Raw genomic sequence first — 14369 nt, forward strand, 5'->3', positions numbered from 1 at the left:
TGCTAACCAGCGACGTTGCCCCCGGTAAGTTGCCACCCATGACCGACGTGACCTTCGACGCCGCCGCGACCCGGCTGCGCCGTTCCCCGCTGCACGAGCGGCACATCGCCGCCGGCGCCAAGTTCGCCCCCTTCGGGGGCTGGGAGATGCCGCTGGAGTACGCCGGCGGCGGGGTGCTCAAGGAGCACACCGCGGTGCGTACCGGGGTCGGGGTCTTCGACGTGTCGCACCTCGGCAAGGCCCGGGTGAGCGGCCCCGGCGCGGCCGACTTCGTCAACTCCTGCCTCAGCAACGACCTGGGCCGGATCGGTCCCGGCCGGGCGCAGTACACGCTCTGCTGCGACGACGCCACCGGCGGCGTCGTCGACGACATCATCGCCTACCTGTACGCCGACGACCACGTCTTCCTCATCCCCAACGCCGCGAACACCGCCGAGGTGGTGCGCCGGTTGCGCGCCGCCGCGCCCGCGCAGGTCACCGTCACCGACGAGCACGAGGGGTACGCCGTGCTGGCCGTGCAGGGTCCCCGCTCGGCCGAGCTGCTGGCCGCCCTCGACCTGCCCACCGAACACGGCTACATGAGCTTCTCCGCGGCGAGCCTGGCCGGGGTGGAGCTGACCGTCTGCCGCACCGGCTACACCGGCGAGCTGGGGTACGAGCTGGTGGTGCCGGCGGAGCACGCGGTGACCGTCTGGGATGCGCTGTTCGCCGCAGGCGAGGCGTTCGAGTTGCGGGCCTGCGGGCTGGCCGCCCGGGACACGTTGCGTACCGAGATGGGGTACCCGCTGCACGGGCAGGACCTCTCGCTGGACATCACCCCGGTGCAGGCCCGCTCGGGCTGGGCCGTCGGTTGGGACAAGCCGGCCTTCTGGGGCCGCGACGCGCTGCTCGCCGAGAAGGCCACCGGCCCCCGGCGTACGCTGCGCGGCCTGGTCGCCGTCGACCGGGCCATTCCGCGCCCGGGGATGACCCTGCACGTGGGCGACAAGCAGGTGGGCGAGGTGACCAGCGGCACCTTCTCGCCGACCCGCAAGCAGGGCATCGCGCTGGCCCTGCTGGACACGGACGCGAACCTGTCCGAAGGCGACGAGGTCGAGATCGACATCCGAGGTCGCCGAGCCCCCCTGAAGCTGACAAAACCCCCCTTCGTAACCCCCTCAGTCAAGTAACCTGCCTTGCCTTGCCTTGCCTTGGTGATCAAGAGGTTTGCGTCATCTTCGGACGAGATTCTGACGCAAACCTCTTGATCAACTAGGGTGGGGGGTTAGGGGGCGGGGGTTGGGGGTTCGCCGGAGTCCAGGACTGCCTGGGTCCAGCCGCCCTCGATGACGCCTGTCGCATCCAGGATGGCCCAGTCGACAACGTCGGTGGCCTCCACCACGACCGGGGCGCCGATCCGCACGCTGGGGTCCGTGCTGGCATCGCTGGCGCTGACGCCGACGATCCGTTCCGGGGTCTCCCACGAGGTCACGCCCGCCCAGACGTACTCCGGACCGTCGTCGCCGGGCAGGCCGTACTTGACCACCAACTGCGACTCGGCGGGCAGCTGACCGGCCACGAACCGGGCCCGCGCCTCGCCCAGCGCCGCCCGCGCGGTGGCGACCGCCCGGCTCATCGCGTCACCGGAGCGGGCGTAGCGCACGTCCGGCTGGATCCCGGAGAACAGGGTGGCGCAGGCGGCGGCGAAGTAGCGCCCGTCCGGACCCGGGTGCCCGGCCGGCGGGCGCAGGCTCAGGAACGAGTCGGCCTCCGGGTCGGTCGCCGGGTCCAGCTCCAGGCGCAGCAGCACCGGGGCCGTCGCGCCGTGCTGCTCCGGATTGCCGTACGCCACCGCGATGTCGTGCCCGGTGACGGTGGCCAGCACCGGCAGCTGCACGAACGCCGGGACCTCCTCGCCGGTGAGCCCGTCGGTCCAGTCCCGCAGCAACCGACGGGCCGCCCCGGTCATCACCGCACCCCAGGCGCGGGTGAGGTGGTCGGGCACCCCCTGGGTCTGCAACTCCAGCAGCCCGAAGCGGCGCAGTCCCTTGGTGGTGAACCACAGCCCTTCGCTGTCCGAGGAGTAGGGCACCAGCACCCAGTCGACGAGTCGGATGCGGCCCTGCTCGTCGGGGAGGGAGCGCAGCGCGGTCGCCGGGTCGAGGAACTGCAGACCGAAGACGTCCACCACGTCGCTGTCGACGGATTCCGCCACCGCGGCCGCGACCGCGCGGGCCGCCCACTCGTGCGCGGGCGGCCAACCGGGCCGGTACTCGGCCTGCACGACCACCAGGTGGGTCGCCGCGGCCAGCCGGGCCAACTGCTCCTCGGTGGCGCCGAACGCGGTGAGCAGATCCGGCGGCAGCTCGGGGAAGTCGGCGATCGGCCGGGTGTCGACGCTCATCAGCGGGCTGTCCAGCATCTGCCGGGCCAGCCCGTGCACCGGCTCGGCCAGCCGGCCGCTCAGCGCCGCCACCGCGGTCTTCGCGCTGACCTTCGGCAGCCCCGCCATCGGCACCAGGTAGGTCGCGCTGAGCGACTCCGGCACCGGTACGGGCAGGAAGTCGTCCGTGATGAGCATTGGGTTCCCCCGGTGGCCGTGCCGGTGCTGTCGAGCCGAACGCTACCCGGCCCGCCGCGCCCGGTTCAGGCGGACAGCACCAGACCCAGGTAGACCAGCGTGGTGACCACCTCGACGGTCGCGCCGAGCACGTCGCCGGTGATCCCGCCGAGCCGGCGTACCACGTGGGTCAGCAGCGTGAGCGCGACGGCGAGTGCGGCGGCGACGGCCAGCGGCCCCTGCCACGGGCGGCCCGGCACCGCGGGCACCGCCAGCAGCACGACGGTGACCGCGCCGACCGCCAGTGCCACCGGGCCGACCGTGCCCGCCACCAGCGCGCCGAGCCCGTCCGGTCGGGCCGCCGGCACTCCCCGCCGGCACGCCAGCGTGACGCCGAACCGCCCGGCGGCGGTCGCCGCGACCACGGCCGCGAGACACGCCGGCCCGGACCGTCCCACCAGGTCGGCCAGCACGGCGGCCTGCACCAGGAGTACGACCACCAGGGCGACGACTCCGAACGGGCCGACGTCCGGCTTCTTCATGATCTCCAGTGCGGCCGCCCCCCGCCGGTACGAGCCGAGCGCGTCCACGGTGTCGGCCAGCCCGTCCAGGTGCAGCCCGCGGGTGAGCAACGCGCCCACGCCGACCGTCACACCCGCGGCCACCAGTGGCGGAGCGAACGCGCCGGTCAGCAGCAGCGCACCCGCCAGCAGGGCGCCGAGCAGCGCGCCGACCGCCGGGGCGAGTGCCATCGCGGTGCCGGCGACCGGGCGGTCGATCCGCCCGGCCCGCACCGGCAGCGTGCTGAACGTGGTGAGCGCCAGCCGGGTTCCCGCGAGGAGCCGCGACTCAGCCGGCACGCCAACCCGACGCCGGCTGCTCGTCCGCCCCGGTGCTTGCCGGGCCTGGACCGGCCGGCTCCGGCTCGGCGAAGTCGGACTCGTCGAGGGTCTCGTCGAGGTGGTCCGGCGCGTCGGCGTCCGGGTCGTCGTCGCCGCCGAGCGACGGGTGGACCGGCAGAGCGGCGGCCAGGGCGAGCACCGAGCGCAGCAGCGGGAGCGCGACAAGGGCGTTCGCGCCCTCGCCGAGATCCATCCGCAGGTCGAGCAGGGGAGTGAGGCCGAGCACGTCGGCGGCGAGCCGCACCGCCGGGTGACCGCCGTGGTCGGCGAGCAGGCACCAGTGCCGGGCCTGTCCGGCCAGGTCGCGGCTGACCATGCCGGCGGCCAGCCCGACCGGCCCGTCGAGCAGCACCGGGACCCGGCGGGCGGTGGCGCCGAGCAGCACACCGCTGGCCACGGCCACGTCGCCGCCGCCCAGCTCGGCCAGGATGTCCTTGGCCCCACGCGACGAGCGGCGGGTGCGGTGCAGCGCGTCGCGGACCGCCGCGCAGCGGACCATCCACGCCGCGTCGTCGATCTCGCCGGAGCCGGTGATGACCCGGCCCAGCACGGCGGGCGGCTCCGCGCCCGCGGTCGCCGCGAGCACCGCCGCGGCCGCCGCCTCGGTGCCGGCTCCGCACGCCCCCAGCACCAGCAGCTGTACGCCCGCGTCGGCGGCCTGCTCGGCGAGCCGCCAGCCGTAGCGCAGCGCGGATTCCACCTGGTCGAGCGAGAGCGCCGGCTGGTCCTCCATCGGGGCGGCGGCGGGAGTGTCCACCACCTGAAGGCTGGCCCCACTCTCGGCGGCGAGTCGCGCCAACGCGCCCCGTCCGGCGCGAGCCTGCGCGGCCCGCCGCGCCGACTCACCGGCGACGGTGCCGGCCGACGCCCCGCCGGCGTGGTCGCCGTGCAGCAGCAACACCCGCACCGAACCCCAGGCCTGGGGGGTGACGGTGCCCTGGGTGGCGGCGGCGAAACCGACCACCCGGTCCAGCACGCCCAGCCCGGCGCCCGGTACGTCCAGCGTGGCCAGTCGGTCCACCGCCTGCGGGCCCGCGTACTCGTCGGGCATCGGCAGCTCCATGCCCGGCTGGATGACCAGCCCGGTGGCCACCATCGGCAGCGCCATGGTCGGGGCCGCCCAGGGGTTGCCGGGCTCCTGGTTCGGCACGACCGGCGGTTTGTGCGTCAGCACGTCGGGTAGCTGCACCTCGGGGGTGGGTTCGGCGTCGGCCAGGCTGCCCGGGATGGCCGGTGCGGTCGCGCTGTCCGCAGCGGCCGGGACGGCGGTGCTGTCGGTGGTGACCGGGACGGCGGTGCTCCCGAGGGTGGCCGGGACGCTCGCGCTGGCGGGGGCCGCGGGGGCCGTCGCGCTGGCGGGGGCCGCGGGGGCCGTCGCGCTGGCGGCCGGCTTCAGCCAGACCGGCTGGCCGGCGACCACGAGCACCACCGCGTCGCAGGCGTCGGCGACCGCGCGGTTGGCCGCGCCCAACGCGTCGGTGAACGCCCGACCCAGCGGGGTGGTCGGCACCAGCGACAGCCCGACCTCCGGGCTCACCAGCACCACCCGGGCCGAGCAGGTGCGGATCGCCTCGGCCAGCTCGGCGATCGTCGCCACGTCGTCGGCAGGCTGGTAATCCGGGTCGAGCAGCACCGTCACCCAGCCGCCCAGGTCGTCGACGAGCAGCGTCTCGTTGGGCTCGGCGGAGGCGAGCACGTCAGCCAGCCGGCGCGGGTCCTCGGTGGTCTCCTCGGTGGTCCAACTGCCCGGCCGTCGGGCGCGGTGCGCCGCCAGCCGGGTCGCCCACTCGGTGTCCTCCGGGTCGCCCTCGGGCGCGGTGGCGACGTAACGGACCACCGGCGCGTCGGTGACCAGGGACTCGGCGAACTCGGACTTGCCAGACCGGATACCGCCGAGCACCAGGACCGTGTTCCACCCGTCTACGGACATGCCCGTACCTTAGTTCGCCTCGTCCGAGTCCGGGCACGTCGCCCCAGCCCTAGCGAAGATCGAAAACCCGCCCCGACTCCCGTCCCGCCTCCAGCCGCGCCGATCTTGCAGTTTCTGTCGCCGTGATGCGTGGAATGCCTCCTATGTCGCGGCAGAAAACGCAAGATCGCGGAGGGTCGCGGGGGTTCGTCGTCGCTGCCGGGATGATCTGGCCCGGGGCGAGCGAGCGGCCGTCACGCGCTGGGCCGACTACGCTTGCGAGGGTTCGTCCCACGGGGACATCAGCGGCGAGGGGAGACGCGGCATGGCGTGGAGCTGGCGGTACGAGGGCACGGACGGCCAGACGGTCGAGGGACCGGCGGAGTCGTTCAGCAGCCAGGCCGACGCCGAATCCTGGATCGGTCAGACCTGGCGGGAGCTCGCGGCGTCCGGCGTCACCTCGGTCGCACTCATGGAGGACGACCGGGTGGACTACCGGATGAGCCTGCTGCCCACGGCCGAGTGATGGCCTACGACCGGCCGGGCGCCGACGGGCTGGTGCTCGGCGTGCCCAAGGCGGCGTTCCGGCCCAGCCCGGTCTTCCTCGGCCTGGTCGCCCTCTTCGCGGTCAGCGGGGTGCTGGCCTGGAACGAGTACGGCAACGCCCGATTCAACGTGTTCCTGTTCGTGGTGTCCGGCTGGCTGGTCTCGCTGTGCCTGCACGAGTACGCCCACGCGGTGGTCGCCTACCGGGCCGGCGACCGGGACATCGCCCACCGGGGCTACCTGACGCTCAACCCGTTGAAGTACACCCACCCGCTGCTGTCGATCGTGCTGCCGGTGGTGGTGCTGCTGCTCGGCGGCATCGGTCTGCCCGGCGGCGCCGTCTGGGTGGACCGGCACTCCATCCCGGGTCGACTGCGGCACACCCTGGTCAGCCTCGCCGGCCCGGCGACAAACGTGGTGTTCGCGCTGGTGTTGGTGGCGGTGCTGCGGATCGGCACCGAGTCGGCGGGCGGCCCGGTGGAGTTCTGGGCCGGCGTGGCCCTGCTCGCCTTCCTGCAACTCACCGCGAGCGTGCTCAACCTGCTGCCGGTGCCGGGCCTGGACGGCGGCAACATGATCCAGCCGTGGCTCAACCCGCAGTGGCGCAAGATGTACGACCTGTTCGCCCCGTACGGTTTCCTGCTGCTCTTCGCGCTGCTGTGGAACCCGCGCATCGGCGGCTGGTTCTTCGACGCGGTCTTCGCGATCGGCGACGCCCTGGGCCTGCCGTCCTGGCTCTACGCCACCGGCCTCGACCTGATCCGCTTCTGGCAGGGCTGACCCGGTCCGGCCGGCGCGAACCTCTCGCGCCGGCCGGACCGCAGCGGCGTCAGGGACGCTGTGCGGGGGACTCGGTCTTCGCCGGGTCCCGTTCGGTGACCGGCTCGACGATCTCGTCGATGGCCTTGAGTAGCCCGGCGTCGAGCTTCACCCCGGCCGCCTTGACGTTGTCGTGCACCTGCTCGGGGCGGGACGCGCCGATGATCGCCGACGAGACGTTCGGGTTCTGCAGGACCCACGCCACGGCGAGCTGGGCCATGCTGAGCCCGGCCTGCTCCGCGAGGGGCTTGAGCTGCTGGACCCGGGTGAGCACGTCGTCGTTCATGAACCGGGAGATGAAGTTCGCACCCGACTTCTCGTCGGTGGCCCGGGAACCGGCCGGCGGCGGCTGCCCCGGCAGGTACTTGCCGGAGAGCACGCCCTGGGCCATCGGCGACCAGACGATCTGGCCGATGCCCAGCTCCTCGCTGGCCGGCACGACCTCGGTCTCGATGACCCGCCACAGCATCGAATACTGAGGCTGGTTGGAGACCAGCGGGATGTGCAGCTCACGGGCGAGCGGGTGGGCGGCGCGCAGCTGCTCGGCGGTCCACTCGGAGACGCCGATGTAGTGCGCCTTGCCGGAGTGCACGACGTCGGCGAACGCCTCCATCGTCTCTTCCAGCGGGGTGCTGTAGTCGTACCGGTGGGCCTGGTAGAGGTCGACGTAGTCGGTGCGCAGCCGGCGCAGCGAGCCGTTGATCGACTCCATGATGTGCTTGCGGGACAGGCCCCGGTCGTTGCGGCCCGGCCCGGTCGGCCAGTAGACCTTGGTGAAGATCTCTAGGCCCTCGCGACGCTCGTTCTGCAACGCCCGGCCGAGCACGTCCTCGGCCCGGGTGCCGGCGTACACGTCGGCGGTGTCGAAGGTGGTGATCCCCGCGTCGAGGGCGGCCCGGACGCAGGCGTTCGCCGCGTCCTCCTCGACCTGTGAACCGTGGGTGATCCAGTTGCCGTACGAGATTTCACTGACCAGCAGGCCTGAACGGCCCAGGTGTCGGAATTCCATGTACCCGACCCTAGCCCCGGTGGATCACCATCGTCGAACGGCCGCTCAGAGCACCGGGTTGGCATCGGTCAGCAACCGATCGATCTCCGCCAACACCTCGTCGCGATCGCGGTGCACCAGGTCGATCAGTGGCTCGCCGCGCCGGTCCAGCGCACCCCACCGGCCGCCGCTGCCGACCAGGAACGCCACCGGGTGGATGACCAGCATCGGGTGCGTCGGCGGGACCAGCACCGCGCCGGTGCGATCCACCACCCCGCGCCGGCCCGCCACGTCCACCACGGCGAGGCCTTCGTCGGTGAAACCGTCGACCCGCTGGCCGTCGGCCAACTCGGTGACGAACCCGTGGTAGCGGGTGGGCACGACGATCCGGCCGGTCCGGTCGACCGCCCCCCACCCCTCGCGCCGCACCGCGGCCAACCCGCGGCGGAACTGCCGTACCTCGGCGAAGTTGGGCGCGACCTGCACCGCGCCGGTCGCGTCGATGGCCGTCCAACCGCCCTCGCCGACCACCCAGGCCAGGCCGTCGCTGAAGGGGTGCGCCGTCCGGTAGGACGGCGGGATCACCGTCGTACCGAGCAGGTTGATCAACGACCACCGGTCGGTGTCCGGCCGACGAACCCAGGCCAGACCGTCGTGGAACGGCTGCGCCTCGGCGTAGCGGGCGGGGATGACCAGGTCGCCGTCCTGGCCGGTGTAACCCCACAGCGGCCCGTCCCGCTCCGGCACCGGGGGTCGGTCCCGGTCGAGCACCTCGTCCCGACCCCGGCGGTACGGCCCGAAGCCGTCGGCCGTGGCTCGGACGGCCACCGCGTCGAGGGCCACCCGGACCCGGTCCAGCAGTTCGGCGTCGCCGGCGCCACGCAGGTCGAGCGCCTGCTCGAAGTGCTGGCAGGCCTCCATGAGCCGGCCCTGGTCGTAACACGACCGTCCGGAGTGCTCGTGTAGTGCGGCCCGCAACCGGTCGGGTAGCTCGACCGAGTTGGCCTGGGCGAAGAGTTGGTCAGCCTCGGCGAAGTTGCCCCGCCAGCGCAGGACGTGGGCCAGCCGGGCCTGGGCCAACGAGGTCCGGCGCAGCTCGCCGGTCGCCTCGGCGTAGGTGAGGGCGAGCCGGCCGTCGGCCAGCGCGTCGTCCAGGTCGCCGAGGATCCGCGAGGCCACCGCCCGCAGGCTGAGCAGCCGGGCGCGGGCGCGGTTGTCGATGGCCGAGCCCAGCTTCTCGGTCAGCCGCCGCCGGATGGCCCGCAGGTGGTCCGGCTCGGTCAGCTCCTCGCGCAGGGTGACCGGGTCCAACCGCCAGCGGTACGCCGCGAGGACCTGCTCCGGATCACCCGGGTCGGCCAACGAGGGGCGGTTCGTCGCCGGTGCGGCGTCGTCGGGTGGTGCGGAGACCGGCGCGTCCTCCCCGCGCGGGCCGATCCTCGGGCCGGGAACGCTGGCCGCGGGTCCTGCGTGAGTCGGCGGTGTCGGCGCGGGCGGTGCGGAGATGGGCGGCGCGTAGGTCGGCTCTGCGGGCGCGGGCGGCGAGGAGACGGGTGGGGCGTAGGCCGGCCCGGTGGGCGCGGGCGGCGCGTGGGCCGGCGGTGTCGGCGCGGGCGGTGCGGAGATGGGCGGTGCGGGGGTGGGTGCTGTCGACGTGGGTGGCGGGGTCGTCGGCGGTACGGAGACGGCTGGCGCGTAGGAGGGCTGTGTCGGCGCGGGCGGTGCGGAGACGGGTGACGCGTAGGCCGACTCTGTCGACGCGGGCGGCGCGGACACGGGCGCGGGGACGGCGGGCGGTGCGGACACGGGCGCGGGGGTGGCGGGTGGTGCGGAAACGGGCGGTGGCACCGACGCCGGTGGTGCGGACACCGGTTCTGCGGAGACTGGTGGCGCGGAGACCGGTGCTGCGGCGAAGGGCGGCGTAGGTGCCGGGGGTGCGGAGACGGGCGTCAGGGTCGACGGCGTGTGGTCGGCCGAGACCGGTGCTCCCGAGACCGGTGCATCGTTGTCATCAGACATCGCGGACGGGGCCGGTGGGGCCAAATCGTCCGGCCGGTCGTGGGTTCGCGAGCCGTCCGTCGAGGCGGTGGCGTGCGGATCGGCCTCGGCTTCGGACGGCCAGACGTACGCCTCGGCGTCGACAGTGGTGTCGTGCGCGACGGGATCGGTGCCCTCGACCAGTTGAGCGGTGACCATCGGCTGGTCGACCTCGGCGATGACCTCTGCCTGCTGGTGCGACGTCGCGGTGGCAGGTGCGCCGGACACGGGTCGGTCGTCGTGCGCCGTGGTGGGTCCGCCAGCCGTCTGTGCATCGTCCTGCGGCTCGTCGGCCCGGGCGTCGACTGTCGGGCGTGCGGGTGGCGTGGACACGGGCTCGGGAGCGTCAGCCGGTGCCGACCCGCCTCCGTGCTCGTCACTCGGCTCGTGGGTGACGTCGGTGGGTGGTGCCGACGGGTCGTGGTCCAGCGGGTCCCGATTCACCGGGTCGTGGTCCACCGTGGTCGGTGTCGTGGACAGGTCGGGCTCGCTCACCGTCGACTCGTCGTCGTCGGCCGGCGCGGACGACTGCCGGTCCGGCGCGGGCTCGCGCGGATCCGGGTCGGCGGGCTGAGCGGGGCTGAACCACGCGTCCGGCCCGCGAACGCCCGCGACCTCGTCCGCGCCTCGAACGGGGGCGAGCGGCCCTTCCGAGGGTGGCGGCGGTACGTAGCGGCGTGGCGTGCCAGGGGCGAGCGGGAGTGCCGCCGCGTCGGCGTCCAACACCGGGGGCTCCGGTGCGGCAGGCGTCGGAGCGGGCGGGGTCGCCGCCGGGTGCGGGACCTGCCAGGTGGGCGGCGGCGCGACCGGCGGGCGTGTGTCCGCCGAAGGGGCCATCCGATCCGCCGAGTCCGGGCGCTGCCCCGAGGTGGGCCGGTCCGTGGGGTGCGGCCGGTCTGCGGGGTGCGGCCGGTCCGTGGGGTGCGGCCGATCCGCCGAGTCTGGGCGCTGCCCCGAGGCCGGTCGGTCGGGAGAGTGTGGCGTCGGGCGGCGGTCGGTCGGGGTGGTGCTGCCCGACGGGTCGCCGAACTGGCGGCGCTCCGGGGTGGGCTCGCCAGCTCGCCGCTGGTCCGTCGGGCGGGCGGTGGTGTCCGGGCCGGGGTAACGCGGCGGCGCGGTGGGGTGTGCCCCGACAGTCGGTGCCGGTTCGCCAGGTGTCCGGCGCTCCGGCGGAGGTGGCACCTCCGAACGCTCGTCGGGGGCGGGCGGGTCCACGGGCGCGGGCAGGTACTCCAGCCGAAGGCGTGCGGCTGGTGGACCCGAGACGGGTACGTCGGGGGCGGGGGAGATCGGAGCGGCCGGGACCTGTCGGTCCCGGTTGGGCGCGGCGGGGGAGACCGGTGACGGCGGCGGGGGGACGGGAGTGGCACGGCGAGCCGTCGACGGGGCCGTGGCGGCCGGGCGGGCCTGTCGCTCGTCGTAGCGGGACGGGGTGACTGCCTGTCGCTCGGGCCGAGCGTCCGGCCGCGACGGGGTGACCGGCTCGGCGCCGCGGTGTGGGTCCGCGCTGCGGTGCGGGTCGGTGCGCTGGCCCGGCTCCCGCGTGCGGTCCGGGCGCACGGGACCCGGCGGCGGCCAGGGCAGGCTGCCGTCCGGACGTGGGCCGGGCTGCGCACGAGACTCCCGGTACGCATTGCCGTCCGGCCGCTCCTCGCGGTACGCCTGGTCGCGAGGTCCGTCCTCGCGGTACGCGCCCGGTCGGGCCTCCTCGCGGGGACGCCGGTCCGGGTACGCCTCGGCGCGTGCCGCGGTCTCGCGGGGCTGCGGACGGCGCGGGTCGCTGTCGGGCCGACGCCGATCGTCGTCGCGCCGGGGATGGTCGGGCAGGTCCGGCTCGGGCCGGTGCCGTCGTCCTCCGTTGGGCGACGGCGCTGCGCCGGCTCCCTCGTCCGCGCGGTAGCGCCGTTCCGGGCGGCGGCCGTCGTCGCCGGTCCGGTCCGGGTAACCGTCGGCGCGGTGTCGCGTGTGGCCGTCCACGGGTGCCCACTGGTCGGCTCCGTCGGCGGTCCGGTTGTCCTCCGTCCGGCCGTCGTGGTTCCGGGTGGCGCGGCCGTCGTGGTCCCGGGTGGCGCGGCCGGCGTACCCGTCGACGGGGTGGCGGTCGTAGCCGGCGGCCGGTCGCTCGTGTGTGCCGCGTCGACGTGGCACGTCGTCCGGTTCCGGCATCCAACCGGAATCGGAGCGGGGCGCGGGGGAGACCGGTGGCGTGCCCGGGTAGCCACGGTCCCGCTCGGTGGGCTCCGGGCGCTGGCGTCGCCCGTCGTACCGGTCGGGGGAGGGCTGGTCCCGGTGCCAGGCGGCCTCCCGCGCCGGACCTCGCTCGTCGCCGGGCCGGCGGTCGGACCAGGCGGTACGCCGGTCCGACTCGGCGGAGCGGCGATCGTCGCGTCGGGGCGGTTCGGGTAGTGGCCGGCGGTACGGCTCATGGTCGTAGGTGCGGGGGTCGGCGCTGTCGTTCCGGCCGTAGCTGGACGCGTCGACCGAGCGTGCGTCGCCCCGGGTTCGGCCGTAGCTCGGTGTCTCGCCCGGCTCGTCGTCGGCCCAGGATCGGCCGTGGACCGCCGGCTCCTCCGGCGGTTCGTCGGCCCAGGATCGGCCGAGGTACGTGCCGTCCGGACGGGTGGGTGCGAGCGGCGGCACCTCGGCCCGGCCGGTCACCGTCGCCCGGCCGCGCGGTGGCGGTTGGTGGGTCACCCCGATGTCGCCGGGATAGCGCTGGCCGGGGTACTGGGGGTGCCACTCGGTGGTCGGTTCGACCACCCAGGCCGGCTCGTTCGGGTCGGACCACCGGTCGGCGTAGCGGCCGCTCATCGGCCGCGCCCGTCGCCACACCCGGCCACTCGGCCGATTCTCGCCGGAGGTGAGCCGTCCGCAGCCGTCACGGACTGGTCGCCGGGCGTCCGGTCGCCGCCTGCCACGCCCCGGTGGCCGGCTCGCGTCCGCTCGCTCACGGCGTTGTCACCTCGTTGCAAATTGTCGTGCTGGGGCCTCGCGTGCCGGTCAGGTCGCCCGCGCCGGCAGGCCGTGGCTGCGGATGGAGGGTAACGGCGTGGGCTCGCTCACCGCCACTGTGGTGCCGCAAACAGGGCAAACGTTATCCGTACTGTTTCCGGCATTTAGTCCCATAACCGGACCTGGTCTCCGACCCTACCGCATTCGACGGCCGCCGGGCTCGGGCTGATCGTCGTCCTTCGGTCAGGGATGTTCGAGGATGAGGACAGCGAACGTGCCGGAGGCGAGCGCCTCGTAACGGTGCGGGGCGTCGCCGGGAAACGCCGCGTAGTCACCGGGTCCGAGCTCGATCGGGGTCGTCTCGGGGCCGACCCGCAACCGGCCGGCGGCGACCACCACGTGTTCGATGCTGCGCGGGGTGTGTCCGTCCGCGGTTCGGGCCGCTCCCGGCTCCAACTCGATCAGGTAGAGGTCCCGGCGCAGGTGCGCCGCCCCGGCGCTGAGCAGCGTGCCGGCGAAGTCGGCCTGCTCGGAGCGGACCCGGGGGCCGTCCCCGGCCCGGATCACCCGGACGGCGTCGTCGGCGGGTTCCACCAGTCGGCTGAACGGCACACCGAGCGCCACGCCCAGCGCCCAGAGTGTCTCCACGCTCGGGTTGCCAGTGCCCGACTCCAACTGGGAGAGGGTGGATTTGGCCACTCCCGCCCGGCGGGCGAGCTCGGTCAGCGAGATGCCCACGCGTTCCCGCTCCCGGCGCAGGGCGGCGGCGATGGTGGCCAACGGGGCGGCCGGTTCCGGAGGCATGTGTCCGCTCCTCGGTTCGGCGTTCGTTGCGGCGAACAGCAGCCTGTCCAGCAGGGTGAACCCTGCGTACGGTACAACGAACAGCGCCCGCTCGGATGCCGCACGGCGTGCTTGCCCCCGACCCGCCCGCAAACGTCAGTCGACCAGCGCAGCTACGGCGAAACCGCTGCCGCCGGGGGTGCCGGGGACAGCGGTTTCGCCGATGGTGGGGCGGGGGTGGAAGTCGGGCTCAGACCTTGTCGCCGAGCTTCACCTGCGGGGCCGGGGCGCGCATCCGTCGGAAGGTGATGGACCGCATGACCGCGTAGAGGTAGAGCGAGCCCATCCGCTGGCCGGTCTTCGGGAAGCGCTCCCGGACCAACTTGCCGATCTTGCGGCAGATCAGCACCGAGTCGATGATCAATCCCAGGGCCAGCACGCCCCAGAGCACGTTGGAGATCAACCGGACCAGCGCCGGCATCTGCCCGTTCGATCCGATCAGCACGATGAACGCACCGCCGAAGAACCAGGTGCCGACGGTACGCCGCGAGTCGACCACGTTGCGGGCCAGCAGCCGCTCCGGGCCGCGGTCGCGGGGACCGCCCTCGCGGCGGAACTCCGACGCGGCCTCGGCGCGCAGTTGGCGGCGACGTTCCCGCTCCTCCTCCTTGGTGAGGGGGCGGCTGGGACCGGCCGGGCGGCGACCGACGGTCGGCCGCTTGGGCGTCTCCCGACCCTTGGCCGGGGTGTAACCCCGGGACCGCTCGGCGGTCTCCTCGGGGGTCACCGAGGAGACGGCCTCGTCGACGAGGTCGGTGGACTTGCGGCGAAAGAGCGACGGCACGCGGCAAGGGTAGCCAACGGTCCGCGCCCGGTGCACATCGCGGTACAACG

The 14369-nt window shown here is 74.3% G+C and carries 10 protein-coding genes; 3 read left to right on the forward strand and 7 right to left on the reverse strand.

Annotation, left to right across the window (positions count from 1 at the left end; translation table 11 throughout):
- Window positions 1-38: 38 nt before the first annotated feature.
- Window positions 39-1169, forward strand: a complete 1131-nt coding sequence (gene gcvT, locus AB0A90_RS11150) for a glycine cleavage system aminomethyltransferase GcvT (protein WP_357245079.1) — start codon at window positions 39-41, stop codon at window positions 1167-1169.
- A 95-nt stretch (window positions 1170-1264) separates the two neighbouring features.
- Here the strand turns inward: gcvT and AB0A90_RS11155 are convergent, their stop codons facing one another.
- The 3 genes from AB0A90_RS11155 to AB0A90_RS11165 form a co-directional block, all read right to left on the reverse strand.
- The gene (locus tag AB0A90_RS11155; RefSeq protein WP_357245081.1) at window positions 1265-2560 is read right to left on the reverse strand and encodes a DUF2314 domain-containing protein; all 1296 of its coding nucleotides are present in this window, start codon (window positions 2558-2560) and stop codon (window positions 1265-1267) included.
- 65 nt (window positions 2561-2625) lie between these two features.
- On the reverse strand, window positions 2626-3399 hold the full coding sequence (locus AB0A90_RS11160; protein WP_357245083.1) for an adenosylcobinamide-GDP ribazoletransferase: 774 nt from the start codon (window positions 3397-3399) through the stop codon (window positions 2626-2628).
- Window positions 3389-5371: a bifunctional adenosylcobinamide kinase/adenosylcobinamide-phosphate guanylyltransferase gene (locus tag AB0A90_RS11165; protein ID WP_357245085.1), complete on the reverse strand. Its 1983-nt coding sequence runs from the start codon at window positions 5369-5371 to the stop codon at window positions 3389-3391. The genes AB0A90_RS11160 and AB0A90_RS11165 overlap by 11 nt, the downstream gene beginning before the upstream one ends.
- A gap of 304 nt (window positions 5372-5675) precedes the next feature.
- Between AB0A90_RS11165 and AB0A90_RS11170 the strand changes: the two genes are divergently transcribed.
- On the forward strand, window positions 5676-5876 hold the full coding sequence (locus AB0A90_RS11170) for a hypothetical protein (RefSeq protein ID WP_357245087.1): 201 nt from the start codon (window positions 5676-5678) through the stop codon (window positions 5874-5876).
- Window positions 5876-6676: a site-2 protease family protein gene (locus AB0A90_RS11175; protein WP_357245089.1), complete on the forward strand. Its 801-nt coding sequence runs from the start codon at window positions 5876-5878 to the stop codon at window positions 6674-6676. Before AB0A90_RS11170 ends, AB0A90_RS11175 begins: the two co-directional genes overlap by 1 nt.
- A gap of 49 nt (window positions 6677-6725) precedes the next feature.
- Here the strand turns inward: AB0A90_RS11175 and AB0A90_RS11180 are convergent, their stop codons facing one another.
- The 4 genes from AB0A90_RS11180 to AB0A90_RS11195 form a co-directional block, all read right to left on the reverse strand.
- Window positions 6726-7724, reverse strand: a complete 999-nt coding sequence (locus AB0A90_RS11180) for an aldo/keto reductase family protein (RefSeq protein ID WP_357245091.1) — start codon at window positions 7722-7724, stop codon at window positions 6726-6728.
- 45 nt (window positions 7725-7769) lie between these two features.
- Window positions 7770-12551: a WG repeat-containing protein gene (locus AB0A90_RS11185; RefSeq protein WP_357245092.1), complete on the reverse strand. Its 4782-nt coding sequence runs from the start codon at window positions 12549-12551 to the stop codon at window positions 7770-7772.
- A 384-nt stretch (window positions 12552-12935) separates the two neighbouring features.
- Window positions 12936-13496 (reverse strand): XRE family transcriptional regulator, encoded by a 561-nt coding sequence (locus AB0A90_RS11190; RefSeq protein WP_357245094.1) that lies wholly within the window; start codon window positions 13494-13496, stop codon window positions 12936-12938.
- 229 nt (window positions 13497-13725) lie between these two features.
- Window positions 13726-14319, reverse strand: a complete 594-nt coding sequence (locus AB0A90_RS11195) for a DUF3043 domain-containing protein (protein WP_357245096.1) — start codon at window positions 14317-14319, stop codon at window positions 13726-13728.
- Window positions 14320-14369 lie beyond the last annotated feature (50 nt).

The organism is Micromonospora sp. NPDC049204 (assembly GCF_040647935.1).
Lineage (GTDB): Bacteria > Actinomycetota > Actinomycetes > Mycobacteriales > Micromonosporaceae > Micromonospora.

What these genes read in the sequence shown, in the direction of transcription:
- gcvT (WP_357245079.1), top strand. Translation starts at nt 39, where the DNA reads ATGACCGACGTGACCTTCGACGCCGCCGCGACCCGGCTGCGCCGTTCC.
- AB0A90_RS11155 (WP_357245081.1), bottom strand. Translation starts at nt 2,560, where the DNA reads ATGCTCATCACGGACGACTTCCTGCCCGTACCGGTGCCGGAGTCGCTC.
- AB0A90_RS11165 (WP_357245085.1), bottom strand. Translation starts at nt 5,371, where the DNA reads ATGTCCGTAGACGGGTGGAACACGGTCCTGGTGCTCGGCGGTATCCGG.
- AB0A90_RS11170 (WP_357245087.1), top strand. Translation starts at nt 5,676, where the DNA reads ATGGCGTGGAGCTGGCGGTACGAGGGCACGGACGGCCAGACGGTCGAG.
- AB0A90_RS11175 (WP_357245089.1), top strand. Translation starts at nt 5,876, where the DNA reads ATGGCCTACGACCGGCCGGGCGCCGACGGGCTGGTGCTCGGCGTGCCC.
- AB0A90_RS11180 (WP_357245091.1), bottom strand. Translation starts at nt 7,724, where the DNA reads ATGGAATTCCGACACCTGGGCCGTTCAGGCCTGCTGGTCAGTGAAATC.
- AB0A90_RS11185 (WP_357245092.1), bottom strand. Translation starts at nt 12,551, where the DNA reads ATGAGCGGCCGCTACGCCGACCGGTGGTCCGACCCGAACGAGCCGGCC.
- AB0A90_RS11190 (WP_357245094.1), bottom strand. Translation starts at nt 13,496, where the DNA reads ATGCCTCCGGAACCGGCCGCCCCGTTGGCCACCATCGCCGCCGCCCTG.